Here is a 19,404-nt window from a genome sequence, read left to right on the forward strand (position 1 = left end):
GCAAAAAACTTGCTCCACCCCGCGCACCACGCCAGAAGGCCCTCAAAATGGAGGGCTTCTTCACATGACGGGCGTACGCAAGCCAAACCGGCGGCAATCCGGGCAGCCGACAATTGCCGATGTCGCGCGCGCGGCGAATTGTTCACCGATGACGGTCAGCCGGGTGATCAATAACGAGGATAGCGTACGCCGTGACACGCGAGAGGCCGTCCTGGAAGCGATCGGCAAACTCAATTACCGCCCCAACCGCGCTGCACGGAGCCTGGCGGGCGGGGAGCAGTTGCGGATTGCTCTGCTGTTCGACAACCCGTCCAGCTCCTATCTCGCCGAATTCCTAGTCGGCGCACTGGAAGAAGCGGGGCGCATAGACGCACAGTTGATCGTCCAAGGCCTCGGCGATCAACCCGACGATCACGGAAAAGACGGCAAGAAGCTGATCCGCAAGCTGCTCGATGCCGGAATCCGCGCCTTCGTCCTGCCACCGCCGCTGTGCGACAGTCAGGATGTGCTGGACCTGATAACGAACGAAGGCGGGATCGCAGTGGCGGTTGGGCCGGGTTTCGCCAGCGGCACCGGCGCGGCGGTACTGATCGACGACTATCAAGCTGCTTATGACATGACGAGCCACATCATCGGGCTCGGCCACCAGCGCATCGGCTTCATCATCGGTAATCCCGAACAGGTCGCCGCAGCCCGGCGCTTGAACGGATACCGGCAGGCCATGACCGATGCGGGCCTCGCCATTGACGAGAAACTGGTAGTGCAGGGCCGCTTTACCTATCGCAGCGGGATGGACGCTGCCGAACGCATGCTGTCTGCTGCGGTGCCGCCGACAGCCATTTTCGCGTCGAACGACGATATGGCGGCGGCCACCGTCGCCGTGGCCCACCGGCGTCATCTCGATGTGCCCAGCGATATCACTGTCTGCGGGTTTGACGACACCGACCTCGCGCGTTCGATCTGGCCAGAACTCACGACCATCCGCCAACCGATCCGCGAAATGACCGCTTGGGCCGTGGAGACTGCCGCACGGCTCGTCCGCACGAAACGCAATGGCACGCGGATCGAAGCCGAAAACAAGTTCATGCCATATGCGCTGGTGCGGCGCGAATCCGATGCTGCACCCAGCCTCGCCTCTCGAAAGGACGAAGTAAGACCGTGACCGAAAGCGCCCCCCGCACACTGCGAAGCCGCGACTGGTTTGCCAACGCCGAAAGGATGGACATGACTGCGCTCTATCTGGAGCGGTTCATGAATTACGGCGTCACACCAGAGGAATTGCAGAGCGGCAAGCCGATCATCGGCATCGCACAATCGGGCAGCGATCTTTCTCCATGTAACCGCATCCATCTCGATCTCGCCAAGCGTGCGCGCGACGGCATCCGCGATGCGGGCGGCATTCCGATTGAATTCCCCGTTCACCCCATCTTCGAAAATTGCCGCCGCCCGACTGCCGCGCTCGACCGCAATCTGCTCTATCTCGGGCTGGTCGAACTGCTCAACGGGTATCCCCTTGATGGCGTCGTGCTGACCACGGGGTGCGACAAGACCACGCCCAGCCAGATCATGGCAGCCTCCACCGTCGATATTCCCGCCATCGTACTGTCCGGCGGCCCGATGCTTGATGGCTGGCACAATGGCGAACTGGTGGGCAGCGGGACGGTTATCTGGCGCAGCCGGCGCAAACTTGCCGCTGGCGAAATCGACGAAGCCGAATTCCTCCGCCGCGCCACGGGCAGTGCCCCGTCTGCCGGGCATTGCAATTCGATGGGTACGGCAAGCACCATGAACGCCATGGCTGAGGCGCTCGGCCTGTCGCTGACCGGTTGCGCCGCCATCCCCGCCCCGTACCGCGAGCGCGGCCAAATGGCCTACCGCACCGGGCGACGCATTGTGGAAATGGTGCTGGAAGACCTGAAGCCCTCGGACATTCTTACGCGCGAAGCTTTCCTCAACGCTATCGCCACCAACAGCGTGATCGGTGGATCCTCAAACGCGCAGCCGCACATCGTCGCGATGGCGCGCCACGCAGGTGTCGAGCTGGAAAGCGACGTTTGGCAGGAGCATGGATACGATCTCCCGCTGCTCGTTAACATGCAGCCTGCCGGGGAATATTTGGGTGAGCGGTTCCACCGCGCAGGCGGGGTCCCTGCCGCAATGTGGGAATTGCTGAACGCTGGTAAGCTCAACGGCGATGTCGTCACTTGTACCGGCAAGACGATGGCGGAAAATCTGCAGGGCCGCGAAGCCAATGATCGCGAGATGATCTTTGCGTTCGACAAGCCTCTGCGTGAACGGGCCGGGTTCCTTGTCTTGTCGGGCAATCTGTTCGATTTCGCGATCATGAAGACTTCGGTGATTTCCGAGGAATTCCGCGCCCGCTATCTCTCGCATCCCGGTCAGGAGGGCATTTTCGAGGCGCGCGCCATCGTGTTTGATGGTTCGGACGATTATCATCATCGCATCGACGATCCGGAACTGGCGATTGACGAAGATTGCATTCTCGTCATCCGTGGTTCTGGCACAATCGGTTGGCCGGGCAGTGCCGAAGTCGTGAACATGCAACCGCCGGAAAAGTTGATCCGCGAAGGCAAGCAGTGGCTGCCCACGCTGGGCGACGGGCGGCAATCGGGTACGAGTGACAGCCCCTCGATCCTTAATGTGTCTCCGGAAAGCGCGGTAGGCGGCGGACTGGCTTGGCTGAAGACCGGCGACATCATCCGCGTTGATCTCAATGCGCGCACGTGCGACGCCTTGGTGAGCGAAGAAGAAATCGCACGGCGCAAGGCTGAGGAGCCCGCGCCCCCGATCCCCGAACACAACACCCCGTGGGAAGAGCTGTTCCGCGAAAAGACCGGGCAATTGGGCGAAGGCGGGGTGATGGAATTCGCGCTGAAGTATCGCGGCACCAGCCGTCGCATCCCGCGCCACAACCACTAATGCCTTTGGCCTGGCGCGGTTTATACCGGGCCAGGTTCAGGCTCCGAGCTTTAGCTAGCCGAAATCTGCATTTCCAGCGAGGCAGTGCAGCCCGGTGGCAGAGCGATCATGCCGCGCGGGGACTGGTTCAGCGCATCGGGCAGGTGGCTCACAGGCTCACAGCACAGCGCAGAGCCGTCTGCCGGGGAATAGACATGCAGCAGCGGCGCCCCGCTTGCTTGCAGAGTGATGGCGCCGAGATCATCAGTGATCTCCACAGCGCCATCCCACCCTGTGAAGCAGTGATCAACCAATTGGTCGGGCGGGCTCGCACCACCGCGCCAATCTGCAAAACGTGCAGCGGGCATGATCTCACCAGTCGGGATCAGCCGGTCATCAACGTCCACCATCCCGTGGCTGACAAAGCGCACCTGCGTTTCCGGTCGCCTCCGGAAATAAGGGTGAAGACCCAGCCCTGCGGGCATAGGCAAGGGTGACAGGTTGGTCACGTCGAGCCACATTTTCAGCCCGCGTGCGCCAAGCCGGAATGTCTGCCGCGCGCTGTAAGCCCAAGGCCAGCCCGAGGCACCGGCGCCCGATGGCGCAGGCGTGGTCGTCATATGTTCGTGCATCAACGTGCAACGCGCATCGGCCTGCTCGGTAACGCTCCATGGCATTTGCCAGCCGAGGCCGTGGAGGCTGCTCGTTTCGGGCAAGAAATTGTGCGGCAGATCCACCGCTATCCCGTCCCACACAAACCGCGCATCCGCTATCCGGTTGCAATAGGGGACGAGCGGGAAACACCCGGCATCCAACGGGTTGGTCGACCCCGCCGGCACCGTCCGCAGAATTTCCACATCGCCGCGTCGCAGCGCGCCAATCGCTCCGCCGATTTCCGGGAGCAGTTCCAGTTCCCATCCATCGGCGTGCAGCAAAACGCTCATTCGGTCACCGCGATTTCAAAGCCGGGGATGGCGATGCCGCGCCCGTCGTGCACGTTGACCACGGGGGCATCGGCCCAGCCGTGGCGGATGCGCGTGACCGGCGCGCCGTCAAGCGGAAGATCCACAAAAGTCCCATGAGCACGCCCAGAGGCAAAGCGGCAGGCTGCTTGCGTGTCGCCGCAAAGCTCGAATGCGAGCGCTGGTCCGCTCCAGCTTTCCAGTCCGCCCTCCACACCATGGAACGTAATCCGCACAAGGCCATCAGCTATCTGGGCGGAGACAGGAGCAGGCTGAGCATCGCCTAAAGCTGCCATTGCCAAGCGCTCGCCGAGCAGCACTTTGTTCGTGGGGTGGATATCGCTCCATTCGCCAAGATCGATGGCCGTGACGAGCGCTGCATTGGGATCAGCCAGCGCAGCCTGACGCTGGATTTCGCGAAGATCGGCCCAGCCGCTCGCCACCGGCGCTGATGAGGGCATGCCGTAATTGGCCAGCTGAACAACCATAACGCGAAGATGCCCACCGAATTGCTCACGCCATCCGGCAAACAATTCGCGCAGGCGATCACCGTAGCCGGGGATGCCGACATCGCTTTCGCCCTGATACCACGCGGCACCCGCCAGCGGGAACGCGCCAATGGGCGCGATCATCCGGTTGTGCATGACGCCGATACCGGCATTGGCATCCCACGGCGTGCGCGGCGGCGATTGCGTGACGGGGCTGACCGCGTAACGCCAGCCGTCGCCCAGTGGCAGCCGCTCGCTCCCGACGGTCAGCGAGAGCCGGTCCGCGCTGCTTTGCATCCCGCCCTGCCCCCAGCTGTTGCTGGCCGCAAAGATGATCTCGTTTGCGCCTTCGTGCAGGAAATGAGCAGGAACGGCATAGTCCCGTTCAGTGCTCCAGCCATGGCTGATCCCGACCGGGTGTCCGTTTACCCATGTCGCATCAAGATCGTCGATAATGCCGATATTGAGTCTGCCGCCCGCCTCTGCTTGCGCTGCCGTCATATGCACCGTCCGGCGGAACCAAACAGTGCCAACCGCAGGCACATTGGCATCCCAAGCGGTGAAAGGGCCGATGGCAGGCACTGGTGCCCATGTGAGGCTGTCAGGATTGCTCCAAGGCTCCGATCCGCCACTGGCATCGCTATACCACGCTTCCCACTGCGGCGCGAAAGCGGCAACGGCCGCCTGCGGGTCTGCGCTAAATCCTGAAAGCACTCGCATCTGCTCTTCGCCGTACAGCGCAGCGCCGCCTTCGGGGCTGAGCCAAGCGCGGATTTGCGATCCGCCCCAGCTTGAGTGAATGGCCCCCACCGGAATATCGAGGGCGGTCCGCAGGTCACGCAGCATGTAATAGCAGGCGGCGGAAAAGCCGCCGGTCGTGTCCGGGGCGGCAGACTGCCATTCAACCGGACCAGAAAACTCACGCTCAGGGACAGGCGCGGTATCGAGCGGCACTGTCAGCATGCGCAGCAACGGATCATTGCTAGCCTGAATGTTGTTGTAGCCGTTGAGTCCCGCGGCGACGGTGAAGGCCATATTGGACTGGCCCGAACACAAATAGACATCACCAACGACGATATCGTTCACCACAACGGAACCGCCCGCTTCCCGCACTTCGAGTGTCAGCGGCTGCGCGCTTGCCTCGCGTGCTGGAAAGCGCAACACAAAGGTGCCGTCCGCTCCGGTCTGCACGGTTGCCCGGTCATTCCCCAGCACTGCGGAGATCGTGCCACCCGCTTCGCTATAGCCTTGCACGGTGATAGCGCGGTCCCGCTGGATGACCACGCCATCGCTCCACACCGGGGATAACGCTACTTGTGCGGCGGCGGGAGTTGCTAGTGCGGCGAGAGCCGTCGCGATGGTGATGGCGAAAGTGCGCCGCATCAGCCCAGCTTCACCTGTGCTTGCGGCACCCCTGCGACAGGTGCTTCGAAAGACAAGAGGCTGCCTGCTTCGGGATAGGCTGCATAATCCTCCGGTTCCATGTTCTTGGTCGCCGTTGTAACGTAGGCGGTGCGCAGATCGGGGCCGCCCAGCGCCATCTTGGTAATGTCGCGCGCAGGCATGGCCCACGTTCCCACCAGTGCGCCATCGGGGCTGAAGCGGGCGACCCGTGCGCCCAGGTAAAGGCCCGTCCACACATGATCCTCGGCATCGACAATCGGGCCATCGGGATAAGCATCAGGGAACAATGCGCCCGTATCGACGAAAGGCCTCGCTTCGCCCACGCCAGAAGTGCTCAAGTCTGCCACCATGATTTTCTGCGCGGTCGTGTCAGTGAAATAGATGCGATCACCCTGCGCGCTCACAGCAGGCCCGTTGGTAATCGCAATGCCGGATGGGCCAGCTGGGCGGACTTCGCCCCGGTCGAACATATAGAACCGTCCCGATGCGGAGCTTTCGCTATCGTCCATCGAGCCGAACCAAACGCGGCCCCACGGATCGGTGCAAGCATCGTTAAGCCGGTTGCCTGTCGGTTCGCCCGGAACGGCCATTAGCCGGGTAAACGTCTGCGCTTGCGGATCAAAAGTGTAGAGCCCGTCCTGCAAACCACAAAGCAGCAAGCCATCCTCGGTCGGCAGGCCCCAGCCGATCTGGCCGGGCGCTTCGCTACGGACGTTTCCGCCCGTTTCCGGATCGTAATGCCACAGGAAATGCCCCTTAATGTCGACAAACCACACAACTTCGCGCGCGGCATCCCAGAACACGCCTTCGCCCAAGCGCGTTTCCGCGCGGAGCAGCGTTGTGACCTGCGGGTTTATCTCCATCCTGCATCCACCCAATAATTGTGTGCAGTGCAATAGCGCGCGTCGTCGGAAGCCAGCCACATTGCCATGGCGGCGATATCGACCGGCAGAATGCGCCCGTCGAGGCATTGTGCGGCAACGATCTCAGCCTCGCCTTCGGGCGTGTACCACCGCATCTGTCGCGGGGTTTGCACATTGCCGGGAATGATCGTGTTGACGCGGATGTTATCCCGCCCGAATTCGCGCGCCAGACTGCGCGTGAGGCCTTCAATCGCGGCCTTCGCGGTCTGGTAAATCGTCAAATCTTCCAGCCCGAGATGCCAGCTGATCGATCCCAGATTGATAATGCTGCCGCCACCGGCGGCTTTCATCGCTGGAATAACCGCTTTGGCGGCGAAAAACTGGTGCTTCAGATTGACCGCCATCCGCTCATCCCAATACGCGGACGTCACGTCTTCCACTTTGTGGCGATCATCGCTGGCGGCATTGTTAATGAGGATATCGCAGCCGCCCAGCCGCTCGATCAGCTTGCCGATCTTGTGGCCGTAATCGTCACAATCGGTGATGTCGCAATGGACAAAATGCGGCGGGATCGCGGCAGTTTCCAAGCGTGCGACCAGCTCTTCGCTTGGCGCTTCTTGCACGTCAACAAAGGCCACGGCGCTCCCCTGACGCACGAAGCCTTCAACAATACCTTCGCCGATACCCGAACCTCCGCCGCTGACGATGACTTTGCGTCCCGCCAGCGATGGATAGATTGCGCTCGACCCTTCGGGCCGCAGCTCCCCTCCACTCATGTTCCCTCAGTCTCCCGTGTAAACTGTTTTGATCTGTGTATAGAAATCGACGGCAGCAAAACCCTGTTCACGCGGGCCATAGCTGGATCCCCGCGTGCCGCCAAACGGCACATGGTAGTCGACACCTGCCGTGGGCAGATTGATCATCACCATGCCTGCACGCACATTCTTGCGGAAATCCCGCGCCTTGGCGAGGTTGGTGGTGACGATCCCTGCCGAAAGGCCGAAATTGCCGCGATTGGCAACATCCAGCGCTTCGTCGTAATCCGCCACACGTACTGTGGAAACGACGGGACCGAACACCTCTTCATTGTTGATGCGCATATCGGGCGCCGTGTCCGCAATCACGGTCGGCTGCATGAAATAGCCAGACGCGTCGGTATCGGGTTCCGTCGCGCCTGTAGCCAGTCGACCGCCCTCTTCGCAGGCAATGCCGACATAACGAAAGTTTTGTTCAAGCTGCCGTTGTGAATTGGCCGGGCCAACTTGGGTGCCTTCATCAAGTGCACCGCCGACCTTCAAGCTGCGCGCCTTTGCTGCGAGCTTCTCGACAAACGCATCGTGAATGGCCGCTTCGACGATGACGCGGCTCGAAGCGGTGCATCGCTGGCCCGTCTGGAAGAAGCCGCCGTCTGCGGCTATCGCCACGGCCTTATCCAAGTCAGCATCAGCGCAAACCACCAACGGGTTCTTACCGCCCATTTCCAGCTGGACCCGCTTGTGCGTGGCCGTTGCGCCTTGCAGCACCTTGGCACCCGTGCCCTGGCTTCCGGTAAAGCTGATCGCGGCAATGTCACTATGGTTCACCAGCGCAGCCCCAGCTTCACCGCCGCCCAGCACCATATTGAACACGCCAGCAGGCATCCCCGCTTCGTGAATGATCTCCGCCAGCACATGCGCCATCGCTGGCGTCTCGTTCGATGGAGCCAGCACGACCGTATTGCCGAAGGCCAGCGCAGGAGCGGCTTTCCATGCGGGAATAGCAATCGGAAAGTTCCACGGCGTGATGAGGCCAACAGGGCCAATCGCTTCGCGGTGCGTCGCTACATCGAGGCCTGGCCGCGTCGATTCCAGCGTCAGCCCGTGGCGGCGAAGCGCCTCTCCGGCAAAATAGCGAAAGATGCGGGCGGCGCGCAGCGTCTCGCCAATGCCCTCACCGCGCAGCTTGCCTTCTTCGCGGGCGAGCAGTTCACCAACTTCGACAGAACGGGCGAAAAGCGCCTGTGCGATCTTTTCGAGCAAGTCCGCGCGCACTTCCGGGCTGGCATCAGCCCAAGCCTTTTGCGCCCCGGCAGCAGCCGCAACAGCAGCGTCGACCGTTGCCGTATCGCCTTGCGGAAAGCGCGCGACAATATCGCTGGTGTCCGAAGGATTGCGGCTTTCCAAGGCATCGCCTGCACCGGTGAAGGCACCGCCGATATAGTGCGAAAGAGTAGTCGTCATGGCAGATCAGATCCTGTCGATTAACCCGCGCGCGGCGAGGTTGCGTGCAAATTCGCGGATGCCCATCGTCCAGGCAGGTGCATCGCGGGATGTCGTTACGGTGTTCGAAAGCGTGCCAAGGCGCGTAGACGAAATCGTCACGACATCACCGACCTTGTGGGTAAACCCGGCGCCCGGCAAATCGCGATCCTGCACTGGCGCAAACAGGGTTCCGCAAAACAGCACGAAGCCGTCAGGATAATGGTGTTCCGACAGGCACTGGGCGACCAGATCGAGCGGATCACGGCTGATTTGCCGCATATCATTGGTGCCTTCGAGCACGTAGCCTTCCGGTCCGTCGATGCGCAGATCGACATTGGCAGTGCGCACATCGTCAATGGTGAAACCATCGTCGAACAGGCGGATGAAAGGGCCAAGCGCGCAGGATGCCGTGTTGTCTTTCGCTTTCGAAAGGAGGAGCGCGCTGCGCCCTTCAAAGTCGCGCAGGTTAACATCATTGCCCAGCATCGCGCCGATGACTTCGCCATGGGCATCGCAAACCACCACAACCTCCGGCTCCGGATTGTTCCAAGTCGAATCCGAGCGCACGCCAATCGGCGCGGCGGCACCAACCGAGGACAGCACAGGTGCTTTCGAAAAGATCTCCGCATCTGGGCCGATCGCCACTTCCAGATATTGCGACCACATGCCTTGCTCGATCAGCAAGTCCTTCAAGCGCGCAGCATCATCGCTGCCGGGCACAACATCGCGGATCGCGCCGACCTTCTCTTCCAGCATAGCGCGGATTTCCGCCGCCTTGCTCGCATCGCCGCGGGCGCGCTCTTCAATCACCCGCTCGATGGCGGAAATCGCGAAGGTGACGCCCGACGCCTTGATTGCTTGCAAATCAATGGGCGAAAGCAAGGTCCAATCCGCAGGCAATCCATCCGCCACCATGCCAAGCGAGACACCGCCCTCGAAAGCGCGGTCCGCCACGGCGCCCGCGACGCTGGCGGTGACACCTGTGATGTCGAATATTTCGCCAGCACGAATGGCAATGACGCAGGGGCCCTCCGGCGAAAGCGCCCGGCCAATAAAATTCCCGCCGGCAAAATCAGCCGGCAACAGCGATTGTAGTGAGTCGGCCATAGCCGGTATCTTGCCCTCTCCTGTGATAGCGCTACCATATGACCCAAGCGGGCACAGAGCAAGAGGTGCCTTAATGGGAGAAGGAAGTTGCGAATGAAAAGTTTCAAATCTGTACTGAGATGCGGGATTGCAGCACTTACTCTATCCGTAAGCGTGACCAGGATCCTTGCCGCACCTGCTGCCGCGCAGTCTGCCGCGCGCTTCGACTTTGTGGAATATGCGGGCGAATCGCAAACCGCCGCTTCCGATTCCTACGCCAATCCGGTGCTTCCCGGGTTCCATCCCGACCCATCGATCGTAAAAGTCGGCGATGATTTTTATATGGTCACTTCCACCTTCAGCTGGTTTCCCGGCCTGCCCGTGCTGCACAGCCGCGATCTGGTGAACTGGACGCAGATCGGCAATGCTGTGGACCGCAGCGGCATGGTGGATTTCGCCGACCTCTCGTTAACAGGTGACGGGCTGTATGCTCCGGCGATTACCTATCACGACGGGACGTTCTACATTCTCAACACATGCGTGCGTTGCGAAGGGAATTTTCTGCTGACGGCGGCCGATCCGGCGGGGTCGTGGTCTGATCCGGTGCTGCTCGATTTCGGCGGGATCGATCCCTCGCTCTATGTCGATGAGGACGGACGCGGCTGGATTACCTATAACGACGCGCCTGCTGTCGAACCGCGATATGAAGGCCACCGGGCAATCTGGATCCGCGAGTTTGATTTGGCCAGCAACCAATTGCTTGGAGAGCCGATCCTGCTGGTCGATGGCGGATTTGATCCGAGCACCAATCCCATCTGGGCGGAGGGGCCGCATATCTACAAAGTCGATGGCTGGTATTACCTGCTCGCTGCAGAGGGCGGCACGGCTGACCAGCATTCGCAAACGATTTACCGCAGCCGAAATGTCACCGGGCCTTATGCGCCGGGGCCGGTCAATCCCATCCTCACCCAGCGCGATTTGCCTGCGGATCGTCCCGACCGGGTGGAGGCGACAGGCCATGCCGATTTCGTGCAGCTTGACGATGGCAGCTGGTGGGGCGTGTTCCTCGCCACCCGGCCCTTCGCGCGGCAGGATACGCTCATGGGCCGCGAGACGTTCCTCTTACCGGTGGAATGGCGCGATGGATGGCCGATTTTCCTGGACCAAGGCGAACCCGTTCCCATGACGGCACCGCGCCCCAACCTTTCGCCTTCTGCGGGCACCGATTGGAGCGTATGGCGGGAGGATTTCAACGATGGCACGCTTGGCCACGGATGGCTGCGCATTCGCGGCATCAACCCAGTGCAGGACCGAATGATCGCCGATGGTGCGCTGCATCTCATCCCTTCGGCAGCGACGCTCGGTGATCGTACTATGCCCGTCTTTGCCGGGCAGCGCCTTCGCCATCACACGGCGAGCTACACAGCGCGCGTATCGTTCACGCCGGGCGCTGAGGGCGATTTTGCCGGGCTGGCCGCGGTGGCAAGTGAAACAGCCTTTGTCGCCCTCGGCATTCGCGGGACCGGAGAGGGCCGCACGATTGCGCTGCTCAATCGCGATTCCGCCACTGATCCGGCAGGCGGAGAAGTTGCCGCAGCGCAGCCCTTCAGCGGATACACGGCCGAACTGCGGATTGCTTTTGACGAGGGCACGGCAGATTTTGCCTGGCGCACACCGGGAGGCCGCTGGCAGATGCTGGCCGAGGATGTGGATGTGACCCACATGGCCTCGGTGCGCAGCAATCTGTTTACCGGCGTGGTTGCCGGGCCATATGCGGTGCGCGGCGGGGATTAGTCCTCGGGCAACCCAAACGCGGCTCTGAGGCCGGGCAGCCAGGTCTCGCTCTGGCTGTCCCAGAACGGAAAGGTGTTGGCATAGGCCCAGGCGCACATGCCGACACCTGTCGGACCGAAGGCCTCGCGCACTGCGGTGTGATACGCGATCCGTTGATCGAGCGATACGCCGCCGTCAAACGCGCCCGTCTCGCCCATGAACGGCGTCATCCCCGTGCGGGCGATATACGCACGTAGCTTGTCCACATCAGCTTGCAGCGTGGCTGCATCGGCAGAGGTGCCGTAAGGCCGCGTATTGGCTTCGGGCACCGGCCCGGCCCATGTCGCGCCCTGATGCGTGAAATCGAACGGGGCGTAATAGTGGAATGTGGGATGCACATTCGGGTCATCGGGCAGATCGAGCGTCGCGAGCGAATCGATCCCGCTCCAGTTGCCGCCGCCAAAGATTACCGGACGGGTCGGGTTGGTTTCGCGGATCGCAGCGAGCGTCGGGGCCATGATGCGCACCAGATTGTCATTGGTGAAAGCATCGTGCGGCTCATTCTCCGGCTCGAACCACAGGCGGTCTGAACGGTCGGCAAAATGCGCTGCAATCTGCCGCCACATCGCCGCCAGCTTTGCCGCATTGGCATCGGGATCGGCGTGCAGCTCTTCAAAATTGTGGCTGTTCATGATGACGTTGAGATCAGCGGCCAAGGCAGCGTCGACCAGTTCTGTCACCCGCGCCATCCATGCAGGATCGATGGTGTAATCCGGCCCGCCGCCGGTCTTGTTGGCCCAGCGCACGGGCAAGCGCACTGTTTCAAACCCGGCAGCGCGGATGCGGGCGAAGTCCGCTGGCCCCAACACGTGCGAGCCCCAGTCGTTTTCCTGCGGGGATTCGAGGTGATTGCCAAGATTGATGCAGGTCCCCACCGGCAGCGGCTCGGCCTGTGCGAAAGCCGGCTGGCTAGGAAAGGCAAGCGCGAGGGACATGGCGGCAAAGGTCACAGTTCGCATCAAAGATTCTCCTGCAAAGCGCACACTGCGGCGCGGGGACGGCCTTCTTCCATTTCGGTTCGATCCTGCGCGATCAGCAATTGGCGTGCAGCATCAACGCGCCAAGGCTCCCAGAACGGACGCGGCGAGCCAATGCCTGTCACGCCGTTGGGGTCACCCGATACAGCGAGCGCCGCCCAATAGTCCTGCATGAAGGCCTCTGACCCCACGGGCAGTCGCTCGAACACCCAACCGATTTCATAAGCATGGCGGGTGAGCCCGCCATTCTCGCCAATATCGAATTCGTATCGCCAAACGGGCCAGTCATGGCTCACCAGCAAATCGGCAAGCCGATCTGCCGGGCAATGGAAAAGCGCATCGGAAAGCGCCCGCGTGCCAACGCCTCCGCGTCTCGGGTCAACCGTTTCGTTGGCATAGATCGCCAGCAGAGCCTCGGCATTTGCCCCGTGAAATTGCCGCACTGTCGGTTCGGCAGCGTTGTCGGGCGCGGTGAACTCCACGCGGTCCGTCCCGATGATCACCGGCAGCGGCTCCCGCGCGGCAAGCAACACATCGGGCGCGGCGGGAAGCACGCGCCCATCGATGACAGTGGTGAGGAAGGGCGTTATCGCGGTTCCGCTGTCCGTTTCGTAACGCTGCGTCAGATCAACAATCTGCTGCACCGGCATGGCCCGCAATTCAGCAACACTTCCGAGCATTGCGCCAGCGGCTTCCGCCTGCGCAAGCGTGCGAAAATCCTGCCCGAAACCGGGGGTGCCGCTTTGCAGGATCGCCGCATCGAACAGGCCCTGCGCAGCGGGAGCCGACAGCATCAGCGAAACATCTTGTGAGCCAGCACTTTCGCCGAAGATCGTCACCTGCGCAGGATCGCCGCCGAAGAGATGGATATTGTCCCGCACCCAGCGCAGCGCGGCGATTTGATCCATCAGGCCGTAATTGCCGCTCGCCCCGCCCTGCTCTGCCGTCAATTCGGGATGCGCCATAAAGCCTAGCACGCCGAGCCGATACTGGATGCCCACCACGACAACGCCCTGGCGCGTCAGGTCGCTATCTGCAGGGCCTCCCGATCCGCCCGAGCGGTTGGAACCGCCATGGATCCACACCATGACCGGGCGCGCGCCGTCCAGCGACGGCGTGCGGATATCGAGCGTCAGGCAATCTTCGCTCCAGCTATCCGCCTGCTGTTGGTTCCAACCTTCGGAATATTGCGGGCACGGCGCAGCTGTTTGCGTTGCGTCGCGCACGCCCTCCCAATCGACAACCGGCTGCGGCGCGCGCCAACGCAAATCGCCGAGCGGCGACGCAGCAAAAGGGATGCCGCGAAAAACGTAGCTGTCGCCAGTTGCGGCCCCTTCCACAACGCCGCCCGGGACAGCCACTTGCGGCCCATCCTGCGCGGCAAGCGGCGACGCCCACGCCGTCAGCGCAAGCGATGCCGCTGCCGCGAAAGCGCTCAGTCGCAAGGGAGGATCACCTCGGCGTCCATGCCCAATCGCACTTCTGCCAGTGCCACCTCGCCAGCGCCCGTACCGCCGAAGAGGAATGGCGTTGGAATCCGCGTCATGTCTGCCCCCTTGTCGCGGAAGCACTTGAGCGGGATGCCATAGCGGACAAAGCCTTGCCCCTCGGTCACGTTGAACGCGCTGGTGGCGAGATTGCCTGTCACATCGCGCATTCCGATCACCGCATTTTCGGGCAAATCGCCAACGTTCATCGTGAACAGCAGCAAGATATCGGCATTGGTCTCGCGGCTGAGATCAACCGCTTCCTGTATCCCCACCGTGATGTGCGTTGTGGTATCACCTGACAGCGTGAATTGCCGCGCGCCTTCCTGCACAACATGGTTGACCGCAGTGATCTCCACCCGACCGCCCAAGATTTCGGCAGGCACCGTGGTAATCCGGGTTTGGCTAGAAGGCTGTGCCGGATCAGTCACATGCAAAGACCAGCTGGCGGCTGGAACGCCGGCCAAGAACCACGTCCGCTCGTCTCCCCCAGCCGCGACACCCGTTTCTTCGGGCAACGGAGTCCACGCCGTGTCCGGCGTTTCATAGGTGAGCCCCTCGCCGAACTCGAAAAGAGCACCGTATTCCATCCGCGCGGTCAGCGGCCACGCGGTAGGCAGGCGTCCGGTGAACGGGTAGCGCGGATTGCCCGCTGCATCGCCCACCAGCACATCGGCCACGCCCCCACCCTCGCTGCCCGGCAGCCAAGCGACGACGAACGCGTCCGAGGCGTTCAGAGCCGGATTCACGTAAAGCGGGCGGCCGGTAATCATCAACGCGACGACGGGAATACCTTGTGCCTGCAAATCGCGCATCGTCTGCCACGGTCCGGTAAGGTTCTGGTCGAGTTGCAAGGTCGCGCGGTCGCCCTGAAATTCCGCGTAGGGGGTTTCGCCGAACACCACGACAGCCACGTCAGGACGCTGGCCAAAGCTGCCGTCGGCGGACATCTCTGCCGATCCGCCGCCCGCTTCCATCGCTTCACGGAACCCATCCCAAAGGCTGGTTGCACCGGGGAAGTGGTCCTCATTGTTGAGGCCGGTGCCTTGCCAGGTAATCGTCCACCCGCCCGACTGGCGGCCGACATCGTCGAACCCATCGCCCGTCACCAGCAAATGCCCACCCGCCGCAATCGGTAGCGTCGACTGGTTTTTCAGCAGCACAAGCGATTGGCGCACCGCATCGCGCGCCACTGCACGATGTTCTGCCGAACCGAGCAATTCATATTCGCCAGCCAGCGGCCGGGTTGACGGGGCGCCGTGATCGAACAAGCCAAGGCGGAGCTTCACCCGCAAGATACGCTCGACGGCGCTGTCGATACGTTCCATCGGCAATTCGCCGGATTGTGCGCGGGCGAGCAGATCATTGTACACGTCGCGCCACGTATCGGGCGCCATATACATATCGATCCCCGCCAGGAGCGCCTGCGGACAGCTTTCATTGGTGCAGCCAGCAACTTGCCCGTGCGCGTTCCAATCGGACACAATGAAACCGCCAAAGCCCATCCGCTCATTCAGCACTTCGGTGAGCAGCGAGTAATTGCCCGTCATTTTGACGCCTTGCCAGCTGGAGAAGCTGGCCATCACGGTAGCGACGCCGCCCTCTACAGCCGGGCCATACGGCACGCCGTGAATGTCGCGCAGATCCTCCTCGGAAATCGAAGAGTCACCCTGGTCGACGCCGTTGTCCGTGCCGCCATCGGCAAGGAAATGCTTGGTAGACGCGATGACATAAGGGCCGGACAGCAGGTCCATATTATCCGGATCGCCTTGCAGCCCTTGCAGCAGCGCCCCGACATAGCTCGCCACCAGATCGGGATCGGAAGAATAACCTTCATAGGCACGGCCCCAGCGGAAATCCTGCGGCACGGCGACGGTCGGCGCGAAGGTCCATTCCTGCCCCGTCACACGGATTTCGCGGGCGGTCACTTGGCCGATTTGTTCGATCAGCGCAGGATTATGCGCCGCACCAAGGCCGATATTGTGCGGGAAGATGGTCGCCCCGATAATGTTGGAGTGGCCATGCACCGCATCGGTGCCCCACACCACAGGGATGCCGACCCCGCCATCGCTGCGATCCACCGACGCGTTGTAAAACGCGTCGGCAGCAGCCAGCCAGTCAGGAGCGGGCGAGAAATCATTGCCGTTAGGGCCGGAATTGCCACCGACGAGAATCGATCCGAGATTATACTGGCGCACTTCGTCGGGCGTGACACAGCACAGATCGGCCTGGATTAGCTGGCCGATTTTCTCCTCCAATGTCATCGACGCAAGCAAGGCATCTATGCGTGCCTCGTGCTCGGCGACGACTGGAACGGGATATTCGTATTCGGGCCAGATTTCGGGATTGGCGATGCCCGGCCCCGGCGTTGCCGAACTTGTCGTGATCGCAATCGGATCGGGGGCAACCGATACCACCTCTTCCGGCACAGTGGCGCAACCCGCCAGCGCGAAAAATGGCAGCGCCGAAATTAAGACCCTGTACCGCATCACCCACTCCCCATTTTTTTATGTCGCCATGGTAACGATATCATTGGCAGAAAAGCAATGGTGACAACGCTGTCAGATTTGGCTGGAAGCGTCAATCCTCTGGCGTCAGGAAGTATCGATGAGAAGGTCGAACCGATTGCTTTGTAGCGCAGCACCGACTTTCAGGCTGCTGGCCCGGTGGAGCCGCGCACGATCACCCGGTGAGGGTGCGTTATCGCCGCCGCGAGCTCACCGCCCTCCAATTGTTTGAGCAAGCGGTCCGTCGCGTCGGCAGCGATAGCTGCAACGGGCTGCTCCACAGTGGTGAGTTGGGGCCAGCACAATCGGGCAATGTCGGCATCGTCGAAGCCGGCAATCGACACCGCATCAGGAACGGCGAGGCCTAGAGCGCGCGCAACGCTGAGCGCGGCAGCGCCCATATCATCGTTTTGGGCCAGAATCGCGGTGGGGCGATCTGTGCGCGCCAACAATCGGTGCGCAGCAGCCTCGCCGCTATGAAAAGTAAAGTCGCCGCGTTCGATCCTGATGTCATCCGGCGCTATTCCCGCTGCTGCAAACGCATCGCGATATCCTGCTAGCCGCGCACTGGTGGCGGCGTGACCCGGATGGCCGAGAATAACCCCAAACCGGCGATGGCCCAGCTGCACCAGATGTTCAGCAATGGCCCGCCCTGCAGCGCGTTCGTCCAGCAACGCGCAACTCCCGCGTTCGAGCATGGTGCCCGGCGTTATCCGCGCATAGCGGATCCCGCTATTATCGAGCGCATCGAGCACTTCGGGAATGTCGCAGCTGGGCGGGGCCAGCAGAGCCCCATCGACCATGGCCGACCGCAACAGCGCCACCAGCCCGGCGGGGTCTTCCCGCGCATCGGCAAAGGGCAACACGACCAAGCGGTACCGCTCCCCCGCCAGTCGTTCGAGCGCACCGCGCTGCAAATCGACGACATAGCTGGGACTAGGCCTTTCATAGGTCAAGCCGATCAGGAATGTCCTGCTGGAAATCAGCCCCTGCGCATTGCGGTTGGGATGGTAATCCAGTGCTGCGGCAACGCGCTTCACTCGCTCGCGGATATCATCGCGGACGTAGGGTTCGTCGTTCATCACACGCGACACGGTTTTCGCCGAAACGCCTGCCTGTTCGGCAATGTCTTTGATCGTAGCGCGCCGGTTCATCTTGCCCCGTCAGTATCATGCTGCATTGCAAAAAGAACGGCAAGCCCTTCCCTTTGTAATCTGACTTCGTTGTCAGACTGCCTGTTGCTATCGGTCGAAGCGCAAGTATGACTGGGAAAGGAGTGGCGCAGGATCATGGGCATATTCAATCTTTCGCGAAGAGCCGTGTTACAGGGCGCAGCAGCAACCGCTGCTGTCTCCGCCCTCCCCGGCTGCATTCAGACCAGACCAGCCGCCGCTTCGCAAGGTTTCGTCTCGGTCCAAGGCCGGGCGCTCATGCGCGGCGGGCAGCTTTATCGCTTTGTCGGCGCGAATGCATGGTATCTGGCGTGGCTGGGGGCCGATGCAGACTATGGCAACCGCGCGCGGTTGCGGCGCGAATTGGACCGGATGCAGGCACTCGGCATCACCAATCTGCGGATCATGGCCAGTGGCGAGGAAGGCCCGGTCAACAATTCCATCCGCCCCGGATTTGTGCGCGCGGATGGAACGCTCAACACCGTGCTGCTCGAAGGGCTTGATGTCGCGATGGCGGAAATCGGCCAACGGAATATGACAGCGGTACTGGCGCTGACGAATTTCTGGGAATGGTCCGGCGGGATGATGAATCGCCTCGCCTGGGCCACGGGCACTTATATGGACATGAACGATCCTGCCCATCCGTGGCCCGCTTTCCCCGATGCGGTGAGCGCGTTCTATTCCAACGATCAGGCCAAGGATGGGTATTACGATTATGTCCGCACGATCGTGCGGCGGGTGAATTCGGTCACCGGCGTGCCCTATGCCGAAGATCCGGCGATCATGGCGTGGCAGCACGCCAACGAACCGCGCCCCGGCGGCACTCCCGAAGGGATCACCGCTGCATTGCCGCATTACTATGACTGGATCGATACCACCGCAGCGATCATCCGCGAAAATGACCCCAACCATCTCGTTTCCCTAGGGCATGAGGGAACCCAGGGGGCCAATGGTGATGAAGCCATCGTTACCCGCGCGCACCGCAATATCGATTACCTGACCGCGCATATCTGGCCGCTCAACTGGGGCTGGGTTGACGGGCGGAATCTGGAAGGCACGTGGCCGCGCGGGCGGGAACTGGTGGCCGATTATCTCACTGGCCATATCCGCCTTGCCAATGCCGCCGATAAGCCGCTTACTATCGAGGAATTCGGCTTCCCGCGCGATGGCGAACTCTATTCACCAGACGCGCCGACCAGCTTTCGCGAGCGCTATTACCGCGTGATCTATGAGGCCGCAGAGGCGCATGCAGCGGGCACGGGCGGGCCGGTTGCGGGCACCAATTTCTGGGCGTGGAACGGTGAAGCCCGCGCGCGCCATGCCGACTTCCGGTATCAGAACGGGGATAACCAATATATGGGCGATCCGATGCACGAACCCCAAGGCTGGTACGGCAATTTCGATTCCGACGCGAATATGCTCGCGCTGGTGGAGTCCCATGCGCGCACCTTCGCAACGGGGTAGCG

Annotated in this window: 14 protein-coding genes; 4 read left to right on the forward strand and 10 right to left on the reverse strand. The window is 61.9% G+C overall.

Translation table 11 applies throughout. The features are described 5' to 3' along the window. Window positions 1-64: 64 nt before the first annotated feature. Together GC121_RS03465 and GC121_RS03470 are read left to right on the forward strand one after the other, a co-directional pair. Entirely contained in the window at window positions 65-1,162 is a 1,098-nt protein-coding gene (locus GC121_RS03465; RefSeq protein WP_151972775.1) for a LacI family DNA-binding transcriptional regulator, read from the forward strand. Then, window positions 1,159-2,940, forward strand: coding sequence for an IlvD/Edd family dehydratase (locus GC121_RS03470; RefSeq protein ID WP_151972776.1), 1,782 nt, complete (start codon window positions 1,159-1,161; stop codon window positions 2,938-2,940). The genes GC121_RS03465 and GC121_RS03470 overlap by 4 nt, the downstream gene beginning before the upstream one ends. A 50-nt stretch (window positions 2,941-2,990) precedes the next feature. On the opposite strand, the gene GC121_RS03475 is transcribed toward GC121_RS03470, so the two are convergent. From GC121_RS03475 to GC121_RS03500, 6 genes are read right to left on the reverse strand one after another with little or no spacing between them, the layout of a single operon-like run. After that, window positions 2,991-3,863: an aldose 1-epimerase gene (locus GC121_RS03475; protein WP_151972777.1), complete on the reverse strand. Its 873-nt coding sequence runs from the start codon at window positions 3,861-3,863 to the stop codon at window positions 2,991-2,993. Then, a complete protein-coding gene (locus GC121_RS03480; protein WP_151972778.1) occupies window positions 3,860-5,752 on the reverse strand; it encodes a sialate O-acetylesterase in 1,893 nt (630 codons plus the stop codon). Before GC121_RS03480 ends, GC121_RS03475 begins: the two co-directional genes overlap by 4 nt. Continuing rightward, window positions 5,752-6,636: an SMP-30/gluconolactonase/LRE family protein gene (locus GC121_RS03485; protein WP_151972779.1), complete on the reverse strand. Its 885-nt coding sequence runs from the start codon at window positions 6,634-6,636 to the stop codon at window positions 5,752-5,754. The genes GC121_RS03480 and GC121_RS03485 overlap by 1 nt, the downstream gene beginning before the upstream one ends. Next, on the reverse strand, window positions 6,627-7,412 hold the full coding sequence (locus GC121_RS03490; RefSeq protein ID WP_151972780.1) for an SDR family NAD(P)-dependent oxidoreductase: 786 nt from the start codon (window positions 7,410-7,412) through the stop codon (window positions 6,627-6,629). Before GC121_RS03490 ends, GC121_RS03485 begins: the two co-directional genes overlap by 10 nt. Before the next feature lie 6 nt (window positions 7,413-7,418). Beyond that, window positions 7,419-8,855: an aldehyde dehydrogenase family protein gene (locus tag GC121_RS03495; RefSeq protein WP_151972781.1), complete on the reverse strand. Its 1,437-nt coding sequence runs from the start codon at window positions 8,853-8,855 to the stop codon at window positions 7,419-7,421. Window positions 8,856-8,861: 6 nt separating this feature from the next. After that, a complete protein-coding gene (locus GC121_RS03500) occupies window positions 8,862-9,983 on the reverse strand; it encodes a fumarylacetoacetate hydrolase family protein (RefSeq protein ID WP_151972782.1) in 1,122 nt (373 codons plus the stop codon). 153 nt (window positions 9,984-10,136) lie between these two features. Between GC121_RS03500 and GC121_RS03505 the strand changes: the two genes are divergently transcribed. Then, the gene (locus GC121_RS03505) at window positions 10,137-11,756 is read left to right on the forward strand and encodes a glycoside hydrolase family 43 protein (RefSeq protein ID WP_199857733.1); all 1,620 of its coding nucleotides are present in this window, start codon (window positions 10,137-10,139) and stop codon (window positions 11,754-11,756) included. Here GC121_RS03505 and GC121_RS03510 read toward each other — a convergent pair. From GC121_RS03510 to GC121_RS03525, 4 genes are all read right to left on the reverse strand, one after another. Then, window positions 11,753-12,754 (reverse strand): glycoside hydrolase family 5 protein, encoded by a 1,002-nt coding sequence (locus GC121_RS03510; RefSeq protein ID WP_234421097.1) that lies wholly within the window; start codon window positions 12,752-12,754, stop codon window positions 11,753-11,755. The two genes, GC121_RS03505 and GC121_RS03510, sit on opposite strands and share 4 nt — an antisense overlap. Continuing rightward, window positions 12,754-14,217: a carboxylesterase/lipase family protein gene (locus tag GC121_RS03515; protein ID WP_199857734.1), complete on the reverse strand. Its 1,464-nt coding sequence runs from the start codon at window positions 14,215-14,217 to the stop codon at window positions 12,754-12,756. The genes GC121_RS03510 and GC121_RS03515 overlap by 1 nt, the downstream gene beginning before the upstream one ends. Next, window positions 14,208-16,748: a glycoside hydrolase family 3 protein gene (locus GC121_RS03520; protein ID WP_151972785.1), complete on the reverse strand. Its 2,541-nt coding sequence runs from the start codon at window positions 16,746-16,748 to the stop codon at window positions 14,208-14,210. Before GC121_RS03520 ends, GC121_RS03515 begins: the two co-directional genes overlap by 10 nt. 161 nt (window positions 16,749-16,909) lie before the next feature. Beyond that, window positions 16,910-17,920 carry a LacI family DNA-binding transcriptional regulator gene (locus GC121_RS03525; protein ID WP_151972786.1) on the reverse strand — a complete coding sequence of 337 codons (1,011 nt, stop codon included), beginning with the start codon at window positions 17,918-17,920 and terminating at the stop codon, window positions 16,910-16,912. Between the two features lie 135 nt (window positions 17,921-18,055). Between GC121_RS03525 and GC121_RS03530 the strand changes: the two genes are divergently transcribed. Then, window positions 18,056-19,402: a twin-arginine translocation signal domain-containing protein gene (locus tag GC121_RS03530; protein ID WP_199857735.1), complete on the forward strand. Its 1,347-nt coding sequence runs from the start codon at window positions 18,056-18,058 to the stop codon at window positions 19,400-19,402. The last annotated feature ends 2 nt before the right edge of the window (window positions 19,403-19,404 follow it).

It is taken from the genome of Erythrobacter sp. EC-HK427 (assembly GCF_902498745.1).
Classification (GTDB): domain Bacteria; phylum Pseudomonadota; class Alphaproteobacteria; order Sphingomonadales; family Sphingomonadaceae; genus Alteraurantiacibacter.

What these genes read in the sequence shown, in the direction of transcription:
- GC121_RS03465 (WP_151972775.1), top strand. Translation starts at nt 65, where the DNA reads ATGACGGGCGTACGCAAGCCAAACCGGCGGCAATCCGGGCAGCCGACA.
- GC121_RS03475 (WP_151972777.1), bottom strand. Translation starts at nt 3,863, where the DNA reads ATGAGCGTTTTGCTGCACGCCGATGGATGGGAACTGGAACTGCTCCCG.
- GC121_RS03480 (WP_151972778.1), bottom strand. Translation starts at nt 5,752, where the DNA reads ATGCGGCGCACTTTCGCCATCACCATCGCGACGGCTCTCGCCGCACTA.
- GC121_RS03485 (WP_151972779.1), bottom strand. Translation starts at nt 6,636, where the DNA reads ATGGAGATAAACCCGCAGGTCACAACGCTGCTCCGCGCGGAAACGCGC.
- GC121_RS03490 (WP_151972780.1), bottom strand. Translation starts at nt 7,412, where the DNA reads ATGAGTGGAGGGGAGCTGCGGCCCGAAGGGTCGAGCGCAATCTATCCA.
- GC121_RS03495 (WP_151972781.1), bottom strand. Translation starts at nt 8,855, where the DNA reads ATGACGACTACTCTTTCGCACTATATCGGCGGTGCCTTCACCGGTGCA.
- GC121_RS03500 (WP_151972782.1), bottom strand. Translation starts at nt 9,983, where the DNA reads ATGGCCGACTCACTACAATCGCTGTTGCCGGCTGATTTTGCCGGCGGG.
- GC121_RS03510 (WP_234421097.1), bottom strand. Translation starts at nt 12,754, where the DNA reads ATGCGAACTGTGACCTTTGCCGCCATGTCCCTCGCGCTTGCCTTTCCT.
- GC121_RS03520 (WP_151972785.1), bottom strand. Translation starts at nt 16,748, where the DNA reads ATGCGGTACAGGGTCTTAATTTCGGCGCTGCCATTTTTCGCGCTGGCG.
- GC121_RS03525 (WP_151972786.1), bottom strand. Translation starts at nt 17,920, where the DNA reads ATGAACCGGCGCGCTACGATCAAAGACATTGCCGAACAGGCAGGCGTT.
- GC121_RS03530 (WP_199857735.1), top strand. Translation starts at nt 18,056, where the DNA reads ATGGGCATATTCAATCTTTCGCGAAGAGCCGTGTTACAGGGCGCAGCA.